The organism is Pseudomonas fluorescens, assembly GCF_041354075.1.
In the GTDB taxonomy this organism is placed as follows: domain Bacteria; phylum Pseudomonadota; class Gammaproteobacteria; order Pseudomonadales; family Pseudomonadaceae; genus Aquipseudomonas; species Aquipseudomonas fluorescens_CE.
On sequence record NZ_JARZGC010000002.1, the window covers coordinates 364,223 to 381,824 of the forward strand.

Consider the following 17,602-nt stretch of genomic DNA (forward strand, 5'->3'; position numbering starts at 1 on the left):
CGCGGCGGATCAGGCCGGTGACCAGCGTCGGTGCAGCCCACGCGCCAGGGCATCGAGGGCAAATCCCAGCACGCCAATCAACAGGACCATCGCCATCAGCTCGGAGTACGCCAGCCGGTCTCGGGTATCGAGGATGAAATAGCCCAGGCCCGCACTGACACCGAGCATTTCGCAAGGCACCAGCACGATCCACAGGATGCCGATGGACAGGCGCACTCCGGTCAACACATGGCCGAGCACGCCGGGCAGGATCACCTTGCGCAGGGTTTCCCAACGCGTCGCGCTGAGGCTGCGGCTCAGTTGCAGCCAACGGGGGTCGAGCTGGCGCACCCCGGCGGCGGTGTTGAGCAGGATCGGCCAGATCGCGGCGAAGGTCAGCAGGAAGTAGATCGGCTGGTCGCCCACGCCCATCAACATCACCACCACCGGCATCCACGACAGCGGCGAGATCATTCGCAGGAACTGAAACGCCGGGGTGGTCGCCGCCTCCAGGTGACGATAGCTGCCCACCAACAAGCCCAGCGGAACGCCGATCAGCAGCGCCAGCAGCAGGCCCACCAGAATGCGCTGCAGGCTGACGAACACGTGTTCGTACAGCTCGCCTCGTCCCAGCAGTTCCACCAGGCTGACCAGGGTCGCCTCGGGGGCGAAGCGCGCCGCCAGGCCCTCGGCGCTGCCGAACAGCCGCACCCCCAGCCACCACACAAGCAGCAGGCACAACAGCCCCGCCACCCCCAACAGCCATGAAGCAATGTGCTTGTTCATCAGGCGCCAAACTCTTCGCTGCGCTCGAAGCTGTCCGGCAGACCGAACGCCTTCAGGCCGCCGACGGCCGCAATGGCGTTACGCACGAAACGGTCGTCCACCAGGTCCCGGGCAGCGGCTTGCGGATCGAGGCTGGCGAGGAAACTCTTGTCGCCTTCGATCAACGTGTCCTTGAGACGCTTGACCAGCTCTTCGGTATAGCTGGGGAACGGGTATGGCTGGAAGTCGATGCGCTGCTCATCCCAGTGGCTGTGCTGGATCGCGCCGCTGGCCAGGTATTGCTCGCGGTCGGACGCCGCCGGTGCCAGCACTCGGTTCAACACCGGTTGAGCGTGCGGTGTGTAGCGGTTGTCGCCGTCCTTGGACAGCAGCCTGGCGGCTTCTTCGCGGTGGTCGCGGGTCCACAGTTGCGCCTTGACGATGGCGTTCACCACTTTCTGCGACCACTCGGGACGGTTGTTCAGGTCCTGCTCGTGCATGAACACCACGCAGCAGGCGTGATTGCGCCAGATGTCGCCGGTAAAGCGTTGCACCCGACCGACCTTGAGGTCTTCGGCCAGGGCGTTGAACGGCTCGGCGACGATGTAGCCGGCGATGCGTTTGCTGGCCAGGGCTGGCGGCATGTCCGAGGGCGCCAGCACCACCAGGTTGACTTCGTTCGGCGCCAGCACGGCGCTGGCCGATTTGCTCACCGGGACCAGTCCGTGATCGCGGAACAACTGTTGCACCACGACATTGTGAATCGAGTACCAGAACGGAATCGCCACCGATTGCCCGCCCAGTTGCGCGACTTCGGTGATGCCCGGTGCCACGGTCAGGCCCGAACCGCCGACATGGTTCCAGGCCACGACCTTGGCCGGCACCTTGCTGCCATAACGCGCCCACACGGTCATCGGCGACAGCAGGTGAATCACGTTGACCTGACCGGAGATGAACGCCTCGATCACTTGCGCCCAACTGCGCAACAGCACCGGCCGCTCGGCCTGAATGCCCTCGGCTTCGAACAGGCCGTTGTTATGCGCCACCAGCAATGGCGTGGCGTCGGTGATCGGCAGGTAGCCGATGCGCACCGGCGCGTTGGGGTCCGAGGCGGCGCGGGCCTGCAGGCTGTTGAGCAGCGGCAGCGCGCCGCCGGCGGTCAGCAAGGCGCTGAGTTTGAGGAAGTCACGACGTGTGTGGGTGAAGTCGTCCAGGCACATGTTCAATCTCCGGTTCGGGCAAGGGTTGGGAATGTGGATTGCGGCTCGCCCGCCGAAGGGTTTTGAGAATCTCGATACGCAGTGCGCCCAGTTCCTCGACCAGCTCGGCACGCGGCTGTGGCAGGTCGATGCGCCATTCGCCAAGGGTCCGCGCCGGGCTGTTACCCAGTAGCAGAATCCGCTCGGAGAGCAGCAGGGCTTCGTCAATGTCGTGGGTGATCAACACCGCGGCGGTGTTGTGCTCGGCAATGACCTGAAGCAGCAGTTGTTGCATGTCGGCGCGGGTCACTTCATCCAGCGCGCCGAAGGGTTCGTCCAGCAGCAAGACCTGTGGCTGACGCGCCAGGCAGCGGGCAATCGCCGTACGCTGGGCCATGCCGCCGGACAGTTGTGCCGGGTGCTGATGGCGCGCGTGCTGCAACCCGACAGCGGCAATCGCGTGATCGATCCGCGCCTTGCGCTCCTCCGGGCTCAGGTGGGGTTGCCGGGCAAAATCGAGGCCGAACGCGACATTCTTTTCCAGGTTCAGCCACGGCAACAGGCTCGGGTCCTGGAACGCCACCGCCACCCGTGGATGAGGGCCGTTCAACACCTCGCCATGCAGGCTGACGCGACCGCCATGGGCCGTTTGCAGACCGGCCAGCACCCGCAGCAGGCTGGATTTGCCGACGCCGCTGGGGCCGAGAATCGACACCACCTCCCCTGCTCGCAATTGCAGGTCAAAATCCTCCAGCACCGTGTGCCAGCCCTGTGCCCGGGCGTACCCGAGGCTGATGCCTTCGGCCTTCAGCAACGGCGCGCTCATGCCGCCGCGTCCCCCGCCTGACGTTGCAGTTCGGCATGCAGTTGCACCAGGCTCGGGGTAACGATCGGCACGAACGCCGACTCGCGCCAACGCCGGGCGAATCCGCTGCCGTACTCGCTCAGGTAGGCTTTGCCGCCACTGGCCTGCAACTCCAGTTGCACCGCCTGCGCCGCCGAGTCGGCCAGGGCAATGCGCAGGCGGAACAAGGCGGCGGGCTGGGCGAGAAAACGGCCGTCGAGCAGGCCTTTCTTCAGCTCACTGACCGTCGATTCCAACTGCCCGCGTTGTTGTCGCAACGGCTCCAGCAGAATCGAACGAGCGCCTTGCAGATGCGCCTCGACTTCGTGCAGCGAACGTCGCGCCAGACCGATCGCCATCGCGCATTGCAACCCCAGAAATGCCGGGCGCACGGCCGGCAGGAACACCCGGGCGTCTTCATGCAGCAGCCAGTTGCGATCGATCTCCACCCGTTGAAAGTCCAGCGCCGCAGTATTGCTCGACTGCAGACCCATCAGTTGCAGATCGTCCGAGCGCTGCACCCCGGCGAGCGCATCCGGGATCGCCAGGATAAAGGGTGCGCCACCGGCCTCATCATCGATGGCCGCCGCCACCACGAAACCGCTCTTGCGCAGGTTGGTCACCCAATGCAGGCGACCGTTGAGCATCCAACCCTCGTCCTGCAACCTGGCGCGCACTTGCAGCGTCTCGATGCCCGAGAGGAATTTCATGGCATTCGACAGGCCGGTGGCCCCGGCCAGTTCGCCCGCCAGCAACGACGGCAATAAGCCTTCACGCAGCACCGTGTTGGGGCTTTGCAGCAGGTATTCGATGAAGGCGCGCTGTCCCCAGAACACAAACGCCGCCGCCAGGGAATGGCCGGCAACGGCGGCCACCACCTCCACGGCGTCGGCGATGTCGCCACCGCTGCCGCCCAGCACCGGATCGATGCCGACCCGCAGCACCTCGGCACTGGCCAGTTGCGCCAACACCTGCTGCGCGTCGCCCTCACCCTGGTCCAGCGTCTGGGCGTGGGTGTCCAGCCATTGAATCAATGCCGGCTTGAGCATGTGGTTTTCTCCTGTTGAATCATTGGCCCGACTGCCAGCGATAGCGGGCCAGCTCCGGGTTGAGCGGCGTACCGGCAAAGACATTGGCGAAGTTGCACAAAGTGGCCAGGCTCACGCCGAGAATCACTTCCAGCGCGTTGCCTTCGCTGTAGCCGGCGGCCTTGAAGGCGCCATAGGTCGCTTCGCTGACGTTGCCGCGAGTGGCGATGACTTCGCGGGCGAATGCCGCGAGGGCTTCAAGCTTTTCTTCCGGTACGGTGGCTTGCTCGCGCAGGGCACTGACCACCTCGTCCGGCAGTTTTGCCTTGTTCACGGCGACAGCGGTGTGGCCCGCCACGCAAAAATCACAGCCGTGGGTGGTGGCAGCAATGAGTTGCACCACCTCGCGCTCGGCCAGGCTCAGTTCGGCTTTGCCATTGAGCGCCGATACCGTAACGTAGGTTTCCAGCGCCGCCGGCGCACTGGCCAGCACCGCCAGCAGATTCGGGATGAACCCGGACGCTTTCTGGGCATTTTCCAGGAAGGGCCGGGCCGCTTCGGGAGCGCTTTGCAAAGTGTGTAGAGTGACGCGCGACATGGAGTGGACTCCTGCTGTGGGGTGTCCTGCAAGTCTGTTGGTTATAAGAATTCCGATCCATATTCTAAAGTAGCGATTACTTGCTCCTGAGTGTTTCCATTAGATGATTTCGTCGAGCCCACTGGTTGATTGGTTATTAGAAAGCCTGGAACTCCAGGCCAGCCTGTTCCATGTCGGCCGCTATTGCGGCGGCTGGCATGCGAGCACCCACGGCATGGCGCGGGCCAGTTTTCATCTGATCGTCCAGGGGCATTGCTGGCTGCACGTCGAAGGCGAAGATCAGGCCCGGCGGCTGGACGCCGGCGATGCGGTTTTTCTGCTGCGGGACTTGAACTATCGGCTGTCCAGCACCGAGGACAGTGACGTCGCACAGCGCTTGCCGAAGATGGCCATGACCCCTCTGGACAGCCAGGCACAGGACGGCGTCGGCCTGGTCTGCGGCTTTTTCCATTTCAAGTCCGGGTTGTCATCATTGATCATCGAAGGCTTGCCGGACTGGATCATCCTGCGTGCCGGTGACCCGTCCTCTAACGCGGCCCGCGCCTTGTTCGAACTGATCCTCGAAGAATGCCAACGCCTGCCCGCCCCCTCCTCCGCACTGCTGGAACGTCTGAGCCATCTGCTGTTTCTCTACGTATTGCGCCAGCAGGTGGCCGACAACCCGGACCTTGGCGGGCTGGTCGCCCTGGCCCGACACCCGCAGTTCGCACCGCTGCTGGATCAATTGATCGAACAGCCGCAGCAGCCCTGGCCACTGGAAAGCATGGCAGCCTGCACCGGCCTGTCGCGCTCGGCGTTTTTCAAGCGTTTCAGTGAATTGGCCGGACAGTCGCCGGGCCAGGTGCTGCTGGCCCTGCGCATTCGCCATGCCTGCCAGTTGCTGAAGAGCAACCACACGGTGGAGCAAGCCTGCAGCGCCGTGGGGTATCAATCGATCGCCGCGTTTACCCGGGCCTTCGCCAAGGCCGTGGGCGTGGGGCCGGGGGCTTATCGCAGGCAACATGAGGGTCGCTGAAAACCCGGCGAGCAACGAAGCAGGAGCGTATCTTGCGATGACCCATTGCTGCCGGAGTTGCGCGTGCCGCCACTGACCACCCGTGAGATTTATCAATTGCTACGCGACGCCGCCCTTGAGGTTCGCCCGCTGCGATGCCTCGAAGAGCCCTGCGAATCCGGGCTGATCCGCGTCGACATCGAGGGTTGGCGGCTGACCCTCGAAGTCGACGGCAATCATCTGCGCCACTGCCGGTATTGTCAGAGCCCGGACGGTCGTGAAGTCGGGTTTGACAGCTGGCAGCGTTACGGCACCGATCCGGTGAGTCTGCTCAGCACCTGGGAACTGGCCCGGATCGAGCGCTTGCTGGCCGTCAGAAACGCGGTTTGACCGCCTTCCATTCCGGTTTGTAGCGCTGCATCTGTTTCACGTCGTCGCGCTGGCGAATGCCGCAGGTCAGGTACTGATCGTGCAGCTTGCCCAGTTGATCGTGATCCAGCTCCAGGCCCAGCCCCGGTGCGCGGGTGATTTTCACGCAGCCATCGACGATCGGCAGCTTGCCGCCCTTGATCACCTCCTCGTCCGGTTCCTGCCATGGGTAATGCGTGTCGCAGGCGTAATCCAGGTTCGGCACGGCAGCCGCCACGTGCGCCATGGCCATCAGGCTGATGCCCAGGTGCGAGTTGGAATGCATCGACACGCCAAGGCCGAAGGTTTCGCACATTTTCGCCAGCGCCTGGGTATCCCGCAGGCCGCCCCAGTAATGGTGGTCGGCGAGGACGATCTGCACGCTGTTCAAGGCCACGCTGCGGCGGAATTCGTCGAAATCGGTGACCACCATGTTGGTCGCCAGCGGCAGCCCGGTGCGCTTGTGCAGCTCGGCCATGCCGTCGAGGCCGGGGGTCGGGTCTTCGTAATACTGCAGGTCGTCACCGAGCAGTTCAGCCATGCGGATCGAGGTTTCCAGCGACCAGTTGCCATTCGGGTCGATGCGCAGCGGATAACCGGGAAAGGCCTTTTTCAGCGCCTTGATGCACGACACTTCATGCTCGGGCGGCAGGGTGCCGGCCTTGAGCTTGATGCTCTTGAAACCGTAGGCCTCGATCATCCGCCGGGCCTGGGCGACGATCTGCGCTTCGCTCAGCGCCTCCCCCCAGTTGTCCGGTTTGTAGGGGGAATCCACATGCTCGGCGTACTTGAAAAACAGGTAGGCGCTGAACGGGATCTCATCGCGAATCGCCCCGCCCAGCAAGTCCACCAGGGGCAGGTTCAACGAATGCGCCTGCAAATCGAGGAACGCCACTTCGAACGCCGAATAGGCATTGCTCACCGCTTTGCTGGCATGGGAGCCCGGTGCCAGTTCGGCGCCGGCCAGGCTCGCGGGCTTGTTCGCCGCCACGGTGGCCTGGACGATGCGCCGCAGTTGATTGAGGTCGAACGGGTCGAGGCCGATCAGTTGCGACTGCAATTGCTGCTGGATCGCCAGGGCCGGCGCATCGCCGTAGCTTTCCCCCAGACCGATGTAGCCGTTGTCGCTTTCGATTTCGATGATCGAGCGCAGCGCGAAGGGTTCGTGAATTCCGCTGGCATTGAGCAGCGGCGGATCGCGGAAGGCAATCGGGGTCACGGTGACGCGTTTGATTTTCAAGAGGCTGCTCCTTTCAGGCCTGGGCGCAGAGTGGTTTGACTGGCTGAATCGACGGGTGTGGCGTCATGGGCGGCGTGATCGCTCAGCGCACGAATGGGCTGCCCCCGAGGGGTGGTGCGGGCGAAGAAGATCACCACGGCCGCGACCAGCGACGTCGCCGCCAGGCCGTAAAGGCCCCCTTCGATGGAGCCGGTTTTCTGCTCCAGGAAACCGAAGGTCGCCGGCGCGACAAAGCCGCCGAGGTTGCCGATGGAGTTGATCAGGGCGATCACCGCCGCCGCGATGCGCGCGTCGAGGTAGCCTTGGGGAATCGGCCAGAACAAGGCCGAAGCCGCCTTGAACCCGATCGCGGCAAAGCAGATGGCGACGAAGGCGAAGACCGGCCCGCCAGTGGTGGACATGAACATGCCGAACGCCGCGATCACCAGGGTCAGGGCGACCCAGGCCTGTTGGTGTTTCCATTTCGATGCCATGGCCGCGAAGCCGTACATCGCGACGATGGAAATGATCCACGGAATCGAGTTGAACAGGCCGACCTGGAAGTCGCCGAGGTTGCCCATTTTCTTGATCATGCTCGGCAGCCAGAACGTGGCGCCGTAGATGGTCAGGGCGATAGAAAAGTAGATGAAGCAGAACAGCGCGATCTGTCTGTCCGCCAGCAACCTGAACATCGACGGCTTGACCGTCTGCGTGGCTTCACGAGCCTTCTGCTCCGAGGCAATGGCGTCGATCAGGGCGTCTTTCTCTTCGGCACTCAACCAGTTCGCCTGGCGCGGATGGGACTGCAGCCAGAACCAGACGAAACCGCAGAGCACGATCGAGGCAAAACCTTCGATCAGGAACATCCACTGCCAGCCATGCAGGCTCAAACCGCTGACGTGCAACAAGGCACCGGAGACCGGGCCGGAAATCACCGAGGCGATGGCCGAGCCGCTGAGGAAAATTGCCATGGCCTTGCCACGTTCGGTCGACGGCAGCCATTGGGTGAAGTAGTAAATGATGCCGGGAAAGAACCCCGCCTCGGCCGCGCCGAGAATGAAGCGCAGCACGTAGAAGCTTGTCTCGCCACGCACGAACGCCATGGCCATGGCCGCCGCGCCCCAGGTGAACATGATGCGCGTCAGCCAGGCCCGGGCGCCGTAGCGTTGCAGCAACATGTTGGAAGGCACTTCGAAAATGGCGTAACCGATGAAGAACAGACCGGCGCCCAGCCCATAGGCGGCGGCACCGATGCCCAGGTCGGTTTCCAGGTGACTGCGCACGAAACCGATGTTGACCCGGTCGATGTAGTTGACGATGAACATCACCACGAACAGCGGCAGCACATGGCGTTTCACCTTGGCCGCCGCGCGGGCCAGCGCAGACGGATCCGAGGGACTCTGGAGGGTATTCAAGGGGCGACTCCCGTTCATTGTTTTTTTAGGGACGGGTCGATCATGGACGCCGGGATTGATCCCGTCTAATCTAACTTGGCACTTGATTGATACCTGGATTAGATCAATGTTCGAACTGACGCAACTGCGCTGCTTTACTACGGTGGCCACTGAGCTCAACTTTCGCCGCGCCGCCGAACGGTTGAACATGACCCAGCCACCGTTGAGCCGGCAGATCCAGTTGCTGGAGCATCACCTGGGCGTTGAGCTGTTCACCCGCAGCACCCGTAGCGTGGCGCTGACCGCCGCCGGCCGGGCGTTTTTCGTCGAAGCGCAGAACCTGCTGGAACGTGCGCAACAGGCCGCCGTCACCGCCCGGCGTTTCGCCGAGGGCGACATCGGCTCGGTGAACATCAGTTTTGTCGGCAGCGCGGTGTACGAATTCCTGCCCAAGGTGATTGCCGAGGCGCGCCTCAAGCAACCGCAGGTCAAGATCGACCTGGCGGAAATGAACACCTACCAGCAGCACGAAGCGCTGCGCGCCCGCCGCATCGACCTGGGCATCGTGCGCGCGCCGTTGCTGGAGCCCGGTTACGCCACCGAATGCCTGGTGCGCGAACCCTTCGTGCTGGCGGTGCCCAGCCGTCACCGGTTGGCCAGCGCCGACACGGTCTCGGTCAGCGACCTCGATGGGCAACCCTTCCTGATGTACTCCCACGCCGCCTACCCGCCGTTCAACGAACTGCTGACCGGCATGCTGCGTTCGGCCCGTGTCGCGCCGGAGTACGTGCAGTGGCTCGGTTCGTCACTGACGATCCTGGCACTGGTCAACGCCGGCATGGGCCTGGCCCTGGTGCCCCGCTGCGCCAGCAGTGTGGTGTTCAAGAATGTGGTGTTTCGCGACATCGACCTGGGGGAAGGCGTGCAGAGCGAGCTGCACCTGATCTGGCGGGAAAACAACGACAATCCGGCGTTCGCGATGTTGCTGGAAGCGATTCGTACGGCGGTGCGGGAGGGTTGGGGATCTTAGAGATTCAGACACAAAACCACTGTGGGAGCGGGTTCGACCATCGCGGACGAGTCCGCTCCTACAGGGTCCGGTGAATTGCCGTTACAGGTACTCGACATTCCCATCGACACTGATCGCTTGCCCCGTAATGTTCACCGCCGCTCGCGAGGACAGGAACAGCGCCATCGCGGCGACGTCTTCCATGGTAACCATCCGGCGCAACGAGATTTTCTCCAGGTACTGCTCGCGCATGCTGTCAAAATCGATGCCCAGCGCCTGGGCCCTGGCATCGATGACCCGGTCCATGCGCTCGCCTTCCACCACTCCCGGCAAAATGGCGTTGACCCGGATGTTGTCAGGTCCCAGTTCACCCGCCAGGGATTTCATCAACCCGACAATCGCCCATTTGGTTGACGCATACGGCGTCCTGAACGGATACCCGAGCCGTCCCGCCACGGATGACATGGCAATGATGTGGGGGTTCTGTCTGGATTTCTTCAGCCAGGGCACCGCTTTGCTCAGGAAGAAATACTGGCTGTTCAGGTTGGTCGCCACCGTCTGCTCCCAGGCATCGCTGTCCAGCGCTTCGATGTTCCCGGTCGGCCCGGCGATGCCAGCGTTGTTCACCAGCACATCGAGCCCGCCCAACAGGGAAATCGCTTCGTCCATGATCCGATCGACCTGTTGTTTGATCCCGACATCCACCACGCCACCGTGCAGACCCGGAAATTCGAGCTTCATCCGCTCGACCGCGCTGGCGTTGATGTCGCAGACGTAGACCTGCGCACCGACCTCATGGAAAGCGCGGGCGATCACGGCGCCAATGCCTGCGGCCCCACCGGTGACGACCACTTTCAGGTTTGCCGGCGGCGCCAGCAGATCGACAATCCTCATGCCCCTCTCCCCTTATTGTGTGACTTGCGCGGCCGACCGCGGACTGACTTCATGACGGATCGCCGAGGCCAGCAGCGGTACCAGCAGCAGCCCCAGGATCGCGGCGCCCACAATCACATAGAAACCCGATGAGCTCAGGCCCGTAGCTTTCTCTGCGAGCCCGAACAGGTAGGGCCCGGCAAATCCACCGAGCAAGCCGATGGTGTTGATGAACGCCAAACCGGCGGCAGCCTGGATCCCCTGCAGCCGTTTCATGGCGATCGCCCAGTAGATCGGCAGCACGCCGCCGGCGAAAAACGCGGTGGCGGTAAACAGCGCAATCCGTACTGACGCCTCATCAATCAAGGTAAACGCCACTGAACTGGCGATCAGGCCGCCGGTGAACAATCCCAGGCAGTAGCAATCCCTGGCAATCCTTCGGTGGATTCGGGGCAGCACCAGGACCCCGGCCAGAAAGCCGATGCCAACGCTGCTCGACAGCAGGCCAACGGTCAACGGCGAAGTGATGTGCATCTGCTGGATGATCGACGGTGTGAAGAACACCAGCCCGACGAACGCCACCTGGTTGAGGAAGTAGATCAGGCCGATCAGCACCGTTGTCGGGCGCTTCAACGCCTTGACCCAATGCCCGGAATACTCGTGCGAGTCCGCATGGCCGGGGAGCAAGGCATGTTCCTCCAGGGATTGCGCTTGTGCCGCCGTCAGCCAGCGGGCGTCACGTGGCCGTTCCGGCAGCTTGAACCACAGGATTACCCCGACAATGATGCTCGGCAGGCCTTCGAGCAGGAACATCCATTGCCAGCCATGCAGCCCGCCGATGCCGTCCATTTTCATCAGCGCGCCGCCGATCGGATTGCCGATCACCAGGGCCAGCGCCGGTGCGAGGTAAATCCAGCCGATGGCAATCGCACGATCCTTGGGTGCAAACCACAGCGTCACCATGTACATGAGCGCAGGAAACAGGCCGGCCTCGGCAATACCCAGCAAGACCCGAAGCAGGTAGAACGACCATTCGCCCTGGACGAACATCATGGCCGAGGACAACGCGCCCCAGGTGACCGCGATCCGCGCAATCCAGCGACGCGGCCCGATGCGGTGGGCCAACAGGTTGCTGGGCACTTCCAGCAGTGCATAACCGAGGAAGAAGATCCCTGCGCCCAGACCGTAGGCCGCGGCACTGATGCCCAGGTCGGCGTTGAGGGCAGCTTTGGCCAGGGCGACGTTGGTTCGGTCCAGATAGGACATGAAGTAAATGGCGCACATCAACGGAATGAGTCGTGTCATCGCCCGCCGGGTGGCCAGCCAATGCAGCTCCTCGGTGTTTTGCATGATCGTCATGGTCAAGCCTCTTGTTTTTATTTTTCTTAAATTCAAACAGCGGGTTTACAGGTGGACCTTGTCTCTGCCTTTGAGGCCGAGCATCTGTCGCGCCTCCTGCGGCGTGGCGATCTCATACGACAGTTCTTCAAGGATGTGGCGCACCTTGCGCACTTGCTCGGCGTTGGTCCTGGCCTTCACGCCCTTCGCCAGGTAGATGCTGTCCTCCAGGCCCACGCGCACGTTGCCGCCCATGATCGCGCCCATGGTCACGAAAGGCAGTTGGTGCCGCCCTGCCCCGAGAATGGAGAACTGATAGTTTTCTCGGCCAAACAGACGGTCGGCCGTCGCACGCATGATGCTCAGGTTCTCCGGGTCGGCGCCCAGGCCACCCAGAATGCCAAAGCACGACTGGATGAAAAATGGGGGTTTGACCAGCCCCTGTTCGACGAAATACGCCAGGTTGTAGAGGTGGCCCACGTCGTAGCATTCAAATTCGAAGCGGGTCCCGTATTCACCGAGTTCCAGCATGATGTCGCGGATGTCCTTGAAGGTGTTCTTGAACACCACGTCCTCCATACCTTCGATGTGTTCCTTTTCCCACTCATGGCGCCAGGCCGAGATCTTGCGGGCAATCGGGTGGATCGAAAAATTCATCGATCCCATGTTCAGTGAACACAGCTCCGGCTTGGCAAGCAGCGGGTAGGCAAGCCTCTGCGCCAGCGTCATCCGTGTACTGCCACCGGTGGTGATGTTGATGATGGCGTCCGTGGCCTGGGCGATGGCCGGCACGAACTGGCTGAACACCGCCGGGTCCGGCGTAGGCCGCCCATCCAGAGGGTCACGGGCATGCAGGTGCAGCACCGCCGCACCCGCCTCGGCCGCTTCAATCGACTGCTGCTGGATCTCGGCCGGCGTCAGCGGCAGGTATTCGGACATCGAGGGGGTGTGCGTGGCGCCGGTGATTGCGCAGGAGATGATGACCTTGCGGTTGACTGAACTCATGGGTAATCCGAATTGTTATGGTTATCGGCGGAGGTTCACAGCCGCCTTTCGTGAGATGAGCTTATTGAAATTAACCGGCGATAGTAAGATCCTTAACGGACACCAATGAATCCCTAAGGGACACCTTCAGGAGTTAACCGATGGCGCTGAAAATGCCCCTGTTCAATGAGCGTATCTACGCGCCCTACAAGATCGCGGCGCTGGTGGAAGTGTTGAGCGAACAAGGCATCGCCCCGGCGGACAGCCTCAAGGGCAGCGGCGTCGACGAACAAGCCATCTATGACGCGACCGCACTCACGTCGGTGCGCCAATACGCGGCGGTCTGCAGCAATGCGGTGTCGCTGTCCACAGACCCTGCCACCCCCTTCAAGACCGGCTCGCGCCTGCACCTGTCGGCCTATGGCATGTATGGCTATGCGCTGATGTCCTGCCTGTCATTGCGCGACTACTTTCGGCTTGGCGTGAAATACCACTCCCTCGCCACGCCGACCTTGACGATCGAATGGCACGAATATGAGAACGAAGCGGTGTGGACCTTCCCGGACGCGTCCAACCCGGTGCCATCGATGGAAATCAAACGGTTTCTGATCGAACAGCAATTCACCCAGCACGTGACCCATCTGCAGGACGTGTTCGGCAGGAGCTGTCCACCGACCAAAGCCTGTTTTTCCTATCCCGCACCGGCACACGCCGCCATTTATGAGCAATACCTGGGCTGCCCGTGCGTCTTCGACCACGATCAATGCGAGTTGCACTACGACAGCTCGATCCTCGACCAAAAGCCCCATCTGGCCCATCGACTGACAGCGACAGTGCTGCAGGAAACCTGTGATCGCCTGATCGGCCAGGCGAAGGTGTCGTCGGGCATTTCCGGCGAGGTGTATCAGATGATGATGCAGACGCCGGGCGCGTTTCCGGACATGGAAACCGTGGCTGAAAAACTGCACATGACCACCCGCAGCCTGCGACGCAAGTTGCAGGACGAGGACACCTCGTTCGTGGCCATTACCGATGACGTCAGGTGCTCGCTGGCCATCGAATACCTCAAGACCACGATCATGAGCACCGACGATATTGCGCTGCTGCTGGGGTTCTCGGAGCCGACCAACTTTCGTCGCGCTTTCAAGCGCTGGACCGGCAAAACCACTCGGGACTACCGCCAGGGATGAGGGTGATGGTCGGGCGGCCGACCATCACCCTGGTACGCCTTAAAAAACGGACAGCGGATAACTGACGATCAAGCGGTTTTCGTTGAAGTCAGCCAGGCTGAAATCGCGTTTGATCACCGAGTTGCGCCAGCGAAGGGACAGGTTTTTCAGCGTGCCGCCCTGCACGACATAGGTGAGTTCGGACTCGCGCCCCCACTCCTTGCCGTCGGTGACACCACCGCTGTGGACATCGGCGCCCTTGATGTAGCGGTTCATCAGGGTCAGCCCCGGCATGCCCCAACCGGCGAAATCAAAGTCATGACGAAGTTGCCAGGACCGCTCGTTGGCGAAGTCATAACTGTTGCTGAAACTGTCGTTCGCCAACGTTGCACCGCTGGTGCCGTTGAGGCGCATCCAGTTGTCGCCCTCCACTTTTTGCAGGCCCAGGTAAAACGTACTGGCCTGGAAACGCGCGGACAACAGGGCCGACCAGGTTGTGTTATCGAGCGCACCCGCCAGTTTCTTGCCGTCATCCTCGCCACTGAAATAACCGAGGTTCGCGCCCAACACCCATTGCCCCACGGGTTGTGTGTGGGTCAGATTGAAATAACGTTGATGGTAGATATCCTCCAACTGCGCATACCACGCGCCAACCTGAGTCTGTTTGTTGTTGAACGCATATTCCACGCCGGCAAAGTTGAAGCGATCGGAAGTGATGCCCGGCCGATTGAACATCGACATCCGCTCCATGCTTGCGTCGTTGCGCGGACTGTTGCCACGAAACTGCCCGCCGTAAAACGTGAAGTTGTCCAGGTCTTTCGAGGTGATTTGTGCACCGCGAAATGTTTGCGGAAGTGATCGACCGTCATCCGAGCGAATCACTGGCAGCACAACGGCCCATTCACCGATGCGCGCCTGGGTCTTGGCGAAGCGGACTTTCGCGGCAACCGCCAGGCGTCCGAAGTCATCGGCCGGTCGCCCGTCGTCATGCACCGGCAAGAGCTGCGTGTTGGCGGTGCCCTTGCCGCCATCGAGCTTTTGCGAATACAGACCCAGGGCGTCAACGCCGAACCCGACCGCTCCCGGCGTGAAGCCGGAGCGCGCATCGATGATCACACTCTGCGTCCATTCCTCGGCCTTGGCTTGCGGGGAGTTACGTTCGGTAAAGTTGCGATTGATGTAGTAGTTTCTGAAGTTGGCGCTGACCTGCGCATCATCGACTAACCCCTCGGCCATCGCGGCGAGCGGCATCAGCGAACCGCCCAACAATAGACACTTGAATGACATCGAAACAGCGTGGTGATTGACCCGGGCGCAATATCGCATATGAACTCTCTTTTATTTTTATTAAGAGCGAGACGGTGTATGCAAAACCCGGCGGCCTTGTTCAAGGCGCAACTCCACCTTCGGCGAGCGTCGTTCAAAGACGCTGCCAAATCCGTCGCCGGCTGTTCTGCACGAGGCGATCCTAGCCGGGTTGAGTCGCAACCATAAGATCCATAGCAGACACGATGAGATCTTAAAGGGACAATTTCAGCTTTTCAGATGCATCACGCGTCAGAGGTTTCGGGCACGACATGCTCGCGGCAGATCAACCCGATCTCCTGCGACTCCAGCGGCTCCTGGGTCAGGCCGCAAAAGGCTCCCGCTTCCTTCTGCTGATGAAACCGGCAGCTACGGCACAGGCCGAAGCTCGGTACGTTTTCCCCTCGCTGGATGTTTCTCAGCAATTCCAGCAGCAGCCCTTCCAGATCTTCCGAGCGTGTTCCCATGCGCCGGGCGGCCGCGACCAGGAAGTCCGGCGGCATCACCGCGTCGAGCAGCGCCCGGGCGGGCGCCGTCAGTTGCAGGTGAACGCTGCGCTTGTCTTTGGTGTCCTGGATCTTGACCAACAGGCCTTTGGTCTCCAGGGCCTTGAGCGATTGCGAGACGGTGCCCTTGGTCAGCCCCAGGTATTCGGTGACCGCCAACGGCGTGTTGGAGTAGCGGTTGCAGCGCCCCAGGTACATCAACGCACTCAACTGAATCGGCTGCAGATCCGTCAGCTTCGGGTGTTCGCGGAACCAGACGCGGGTCAGGCTCGACAGCCTTTCCAACAGATCGAATAACACGGGCGTTTCCTGATCAATGAGCTCGATAGATAGTATCGAATAAAAACCATATTGACAAAGGCCGGCTTTGCCGTAGGCTTTTACGTGTCGATTCGAAACTACTTTCATGCATTGAACTGGAGGCTCCATGAAAACCGTACTGGCACTGACCCTCGGCACCCTGCTCGCTTCACAGGCATGGGCACACGGCCCGGAGGGCATTCACAGCGACAAGAGCAAGACCGACGCGGCGTTCGACCTGGTGCACACGCGCGTCTTCAAGCAAGGCAACGATCTGGTGTTCGAGCAACTGGTGGACGGCAAGGCCGGCAGCCGCGTGCCATCCGCCAAGGGCTCTTTCGCCGGTGCCGAGGTGTACAGCTACGTCTGGCCGACCAGCCTGGACAGTTCGGTAGTGGGTTTCGGGGCCAAGTCGGGGATCCTCGCTCTGGCGCTGACCTCGCACCCGGACTTCGACGACACCCCGCAACTGGACGAAAACAACGACGGCAAGAAAGACAACGACGGCGGCCTCTGGCATTCCCACTGGGTGGTCCTGACCAAGGACGAAAGCTGCGGGCCTGGCGGCCTGAAAGTGCGCGACATTCCCAAGGACGCCAAGCCGAAACTGCCGGCGACCTGGCCCGGTGCACCGATCTACATCGACTCCCCCGGCTACACGCTCAGCGTCGCTGACAACGCCGCGCAGATCCGTGTGCCACTGGCCGCAGTCGGTTTCCCGGAAAGCTTCAACTACGACGGCGTCACTGCCGCGCTGAAGGTCAACGCCGACCTGCACAACCCCCTGCTGTGCGTCAGCAGCGTCTACGACATTGCCTCGGGCGACCTGTCCTTGCCCGGCACCTGGAAACTGAAGGAGAGCGAATGATGAACGTGAAAGTATTCGACACCCACGTGCGCACCAAAGACGGCCGTTATCTACACTTCGATGTTCTGATCGACAGCAACGACAGCGAACTGGCGAAAACCTACGCACGCCGGTTCCTCGAGGAGCAAGGCGTTCAGGACGAGGACATCTCCCTCAACGAATGCCGGTTCTGCCACGTTGAACCCACAAACCCGGTGGTCTCCGAGGCGATCAGCCGCCAGGGCCACTACATCATCAAACTGCAAGGTTGCCAGGAGTAACGAAATGAACGTGTACCAGCCCTTGGATTGTGATCTGCACGACTACCTGGAAATCGCCTGCCTGCGCGGCTATCGACTGCAGATCGAGTTGATCGACGGCGCAAGCCTGACGGCCAGGGCGCTGACCACACGCACCTCCAGCGACAAGGAAGAGTTTCTCTGCGTTGAAGGCGCTGACGGCCCACAGGAGATCCGCCTGGATCAATTGCTGGCCGTGACGCCGCTGGACGACAACGCGCAGTTTGGCCGCGTGGTGTTGCAGGGCGCGGTCTGCTCGTTCTAGCCGGCTAAAACTCCCGCCCCCTGAAGAGGGCGGGAGTCTGCCTGTGCTTTTCGCTCACGCGGTTCAGCAGCAGCGCGTCGTGCAACTGCGCTTGCCGTAACGGGCTTCCTGGCGTTCGCGAAAGAACGCCGAAGGGCTCATCACCGGTTCGCCCGGGTGATTGCGCGCCATCAGCGCGACGTAGTTGTCGTAATCCGGAACGCCCACCATCAGGCGCGCGCTCTGGCTGAGGAACCGGGCGGCATGCTGCAATTTGCGGAACATGGCAGAACTCTCTTT

At 61.9% G+C, this 17,602-nt stretch carries 20 protein-coding genes; 7 read left to right on the forward strand and 13 right to left on the reverse strand.

The window, feature by feature from the left end:
• Positions 1-9: 9 nt before the first annotated feature.
• Genes QIW53_RS03960 through QIW53_RS03980 form a run of 5 tightly spaced genes read right to left on the reverse strand, consistent with a single transcriptional unit; the run spans position 10 to position 4,413 of the window.
• On the reverse strand, positions 10-765 hold the full coding sequence (locus tag QIW53_RS03960) for an ABC transporter permease (RefSeq protein ID WP_371048376.1): 756 nt from the start codon (positions 763-765) through the stop codon (positions 10-12).
• A complete protein-coding gene (locus tag QIW53_RS03965) occupies positions 765-1,964 on the reverse strand; it encodes an ABC transporter substrate-binding protein (RefSeq protein WP_371048377.1) in 1,200 nt (399 codons plus the stop codon). The genes QIW53_RS03960 and QIW53_RS03965 overlap by 1 nt, the downstream gene beginning before the upstream one ends.
• On the reverse strand, positions 1,930-2,769 hold the full coding sequence (locus QIW53_RS03970) for an ABC transporter ATP-binding protein (RefSeq protein ID WP_371048378.1): 840 nt from the start codon (positions 2,767-2,769) through the stop codon (positions 1,930-1,932). The genes QIW53_RS03965 and QIW53_RS03970 overlap by 35 nt, the downstream gene beginning before the upstream one ends.
• Positions 2,766-3,836, reverse strand: coding sequence for an acyl-CoA dehydrogenase (locus tag QIW53_RS03975; protein ID WP_371048379.1), 1,071 nt, complete (start codon positions 3,834-3,836; stop codon positions 2,766-2,768). The genes QIW53_RS03970 and QIW53_RS03975 overlap by 4 nt, the downstream gene beginning before the upstream one ends.
• A 19-nt stretch (positions 3,837-3,855) precedes the next feature.
• Complete coding sequence (locus QIW53_RS03980; RefSeq protein WP_371048380.1) at positions 3,856-4,413, reverse strand: carboxymuconolactone decarboxylase family protein; 558 nt, start codon at positions 4,411-4,413, stop codon at positions 3,856-3,858.
• A gap of 103 nt (positions 4,414-4,516) precedes the next feature.
• Between QIW53_RS03980 and QIW53_RS03985 the strand changes: the two genes are divergently transcribed.
• Positions 4,517-5,428: an AraC family transcriptional regulator gene (locus QIW53_RS03985; RefSeq protein ID WP_371048381.1), complete on the forward strand. Its 912-nt coding sequence runs from the start codon at positions 4,517-4,519 to the stop codon at positions 5,426-5,428.
• Positions 5,429-5,491: 63 nt separating this feature from the next.
• Positions 5,492-5,797, forward strand: coding sequence for a DUF7693 family protein (locus tag QIW53_RS03990; RefSeq protein WP_371048382.1), 306 nt, complete (start codon positions 5,492-5,494; stop codon positions 5,795-5,797).
• Here the strand turns inward: QIW53_RS03990 and QIW53_RS03995 are convergent.
• Positions 5,781-7,055 carry a glucarate dehydratase family protein gene (locus QIW53_RS03995; RefSeq protein WP_371048383.1) on the reverse strand — a complete coding sequence of 425 codons (1,275 nt, stop codon included), beginning with the start codon at positions 7,053-7,055 and terminating at the stop codon, positions 5,781-5,783. The two genes, QIW53_RS03990 and QIW53_RS03995, sit on opposite strands and share 17 nt — an antisense overlap.
• Complete coding sequence (locus tag QIW53_RS04000; protein WP_371048384.1) at positions 7,052-8,449, reverse strand: MFS transporter; 1,398 nt, start codon at positions 8,447-8,449, stop codon at positions 7,052-7,054. The genes QIW53_RS03995 and QIW53_RS04000 overlap by 4 nt, the downstream gene beginning before the upstream one ends.
• A 106-nt stretch (positions 8,450-8,555) precedes the next feature.
• On the opposite strand from QIW53_RS04000, the gene QIW53_RS04005 reads away from it, so the two are divergent.
• Positions 8,556-9,458: a LysR substrate-binding domain-containing protein gene (locus QIW53_RS04005; protein WP_371048385.1), complete on the forward strand. Its 903-nt coding sequence runs from the start codon at positions 8,556-8,558 to the stop codon at positions 9,456-9,458.
• Between the two features lie 81 nt (positions 9,459-9,539).
• Here QIW53_RS04005 and QIW53_RS04010 read toward each other — a convergent pair whose 3' ends face one another.
• The 3 genes from QIW53_RS04010 to QIW53_RS04020 are packed head-to-tail and all read right to left on the reverse strand — an operon-like array spanning position 9,540 to position 12,653.
• On the reverse strand, positions 9,540-10,331 hold the full coding sequence (locus tag QIW53_RS04010) for an SDR family oxidoreductase (RefSeq protein WP_371048386.1): 792 nt from the start codon (positions 10,329-10,331) through the stop codon (positions 9,540-9,542).
• A 12-nt stretch (positions 10,332-10,343) separates the two neighbouring features.
• Entirely contained in the window at positions 10,344-11,669 is a 1,326-nt protein-coding gene (locus tag QIW53_RS04015) for an MFS transporter (protein ID WP_371048387.1), read from the reverse strand.
• A gap of 45 nt (positions 11,670-11,714) precedes the next feature.
• Positions 11,715-12,653 (reverse strand): 3-keto-5-aminohexanoate cleavage protein, encoded by a 939-nt coding sequence (locus tag QIW53_RS04020; protein WP_371048388.1) that lies wholly within the window; start codon positions 12,651-12,653, stop codon positions 11,715-11,717.
• Positions 12,654-12,793: 140 nt separating this feature from the next.
• Here QIW53_RS04020 and QIW53_RS04025 point away from each other — a divergent pair, with 140 nt between their 5' ends.
• Positions 12,794-13,822 carry an AraC family transcriptional regulator gene (locus QIW53_RS04025; protein WP_371048389.1) on the forward strand — a complete coding sequence of 343 codons (1,029 nt, stop codon included), beginning with the start codon at positions 12,794-12,796 and terminating at the stop codon, positions 13,820-13,822.
• Positions 13,823-13,861: 39 nt separating this feature from the next.
• Here QIW53_RS04025 and QIW53_RS04030 read toward each other — a convergent pair whose 3' ends face one another.
• Both QIW53_RS04030 and QIW53_RS04035 read right to left on the reverse strand, forming a co-directional pair.
• Positions 13,862-15,088, reverse strand: coding sequence for an OprD family porin (locus QIW53_RS04030; RefSeq protein ID WP_371048390.1), 1,227 nt, complete (start codon positions 15,086-15,088; stop codon positions 13,862-13,864).
• A 263-nt stretch (positions 15,089-15,351) separates the two neighbouring features.
• Positions 15,352-15,912 carry a MarR family winged helix-turn-helix transcriptional regulator gene (locus QIW53_RS04035; protein ID WP_371048391.1) on the reverse strand — a complete coding sequence of 187 codons (561 nt, stop codon included), beginning with the start codon at positions 15,910-15,912 and terminating at the stop codon, positions 15,352-15,354.
• A 127-nt stretch (positions 15,913-16,039) separates the two neighbouring features.
• On the opposite strand from QIW53_RS04035, the gene QIW53_RS04040 reads away from it, so the two are divergent.
• Genes QIW53_RS04040 through QIW53_RS04050 form a run of 3 tightly spaced genes read left to right on the forward strand, consistent with a single transcriptional unit; the run spans position 16,040 to position 17,323 of the window.
• Entirely contained in the window at positions 16,040-16,780 is a 741-nt protein-coding gene (locus tag QIW53_RS04040) for a hypothetical protein (RefSeq protein WP_371048392.1), read from the forward strand.
• Positions 16,780-17,040, forward strand: coding sequence for a DUF2024 family protein (locus tag QIW53_RS04045; protein ID WP_371048393.1), 261 nt, complete (start codon positions 16,780-16,782; stop codon positions 17,038-17,040). Before QIW53_RS04040 ends, QIW53_RS04045 begins: the two co-directional genes overlap by 1 nt.
• Positions 17,041-17,044: 4 nt before the next feature.
• Positions 17,045-17,323, forward strand: a complete 279-nt coding sequence (locus QIW53_RS04050; RefSeq protein ID WP_371048394.1) for a Rho-binding antiterminator — start codon at positions 17,045-17,047, stop codon at positions 17,321-17,323.
• Between the two features lie 63 nt (positions 17,324-17,386).
• On the opposite strand, the gene QIW53_RS04055 is transcribed toward QIW53_RS04050, so the two are convergent.
• On the reverse strand, positions 17,387-17,587 hold the full coding sequence (locus tag QIW53_RS04055; RefSeq protein WP_371048395.1) for a YbdD/YjiX family protein: 201 nt from the start codon (positions 17,585-17,587) through the stop codon (positions 17,387-17,389).
• Positions 17,588-17,602: the final 15 nt, after the last annotated feature.

What these genes read in the sequence shown, in the direction of transcription:
- QIW53_RS03960 (WP_371048376.1), bottom strand. Translation starts at nt 765, where the DNA reads ATGAACAAGCACATTGCTTCATGGCTGTTGGGGGTGGCGGGGCTGTTG.
- QIW53_RS03965 (WP_371048377.1), bottom strand. Translation starts at nt 1,964, where the DNA reads ATGTGCCTGGACGACTTCACCCACACACGTCGTGACTTCCTCAAACTC.
- QIW53_RS03970 (WP_371048378.1), bottom strand. Translation starts at nt 2,769, where the DNA reads ATGAGCGCGCCGTTGCTGAAGGCCGAAGGCATCAGCCTCGGGTACGCC.
- QIW53_RS03975 (WP_371048379.1), bottom strand. Translation starts at nt 3,836, where the DNA reads ATGCTCAAGCCGGCATTGATTCAATGGCTGGACACCCACGCCCAGACG.
- QIW53_RS03980 (WP_371048380.1), bottom strand. Translation starts at nt 4,413, where the DNA reads ATGTCGCGCGTCACTCTACACACTTTGCAAAGCGCTCCCGAAGCGGCC.
- QIW53_RS03985 (WP_371048381.1), top strand. Translation starts at nt 4,517, where the DNA reads ATGATTTCGTCGAGCCCACTGGTTGATTGGTTATTAGAAAGCCTGGAA.
- QIW53_RS04005 (WP_371048385.1), top strand. Translation starts at nt 8,556, where the DNA reads ATGTTCGAACTGACGCAACTGCGCTGCTTTACTACGGTGGCCACTGAG.
- QIW53_RS04010 (WP_371048386.1), bottom strand. Translation starts at nt 10,331, where the DNA reads ATGAGGATTGTCGATCTGCTGGCGCCGCCGGCAAACCTGAAAGTGGTC.
- QIW53_RS04015 (WP_371048387.1), bottom strand. Translation starts at nt 11,669, where the DNA reads ATGACGATCATGCAAAACACCGAGGAGCTGCATTGGCTGGCCACCCGG.
- QIW53_RS04020 (WP_371048388.1), bottom strand. Translation starts at nt 12,653, where the DNA reads ATGAGTTCAGTCAACCGCAAGGTCATCATCTCCTGCGCAATCACCGGC.
- QIW53_RS04025 (WP_371048389.1), top strand. Translation starts at nt 12,794, where the DNA reads ATGGCGCTGAAAATGCCCCTGTTCAATGAGCGTATCTACGCGCCCTAC.
- QIW53_RS04030 (WP_371048390.1), bottom strand. Translation starts at nt 15,088, where the DNA reads ATGTCATTCAAGTGTCTATTGTTGGGCGGTTCGCTGATGCCGCTCGCC.
- QIW53_RS04040 (WP_371048392.1), top strand. Translation starts at nt 16,040, where the DNA reads ATGAAAACCGTACTGGCACTGACCCTCGGCACCCTGCTCGCTTCACAG.
- QIW53_RS04045 (WP_371048393.1), top strand. Translation starts at nt 16,780, where the DNA reads ATGAACGTGAAAGTATTCGACACCCACGTGCGCACCAAAGACGGCCGT.
- QIW53_RS04050 (WP_371048394.1), top strand. Translation starts at nt 17,045, where the DNA reads ATGAACGTGTACCAGCCCTTGGATTGTGATCTGCACGACTACCTGGAA.
- QIW53_RS04055 (WP_371048395.1), bottom strand. Translation starts at nt 17,587, where the DNA reads ATGTTCCGCAAATTGCAGCATGCCGCCCGGTTCCTCAGCCAGAGCGCG.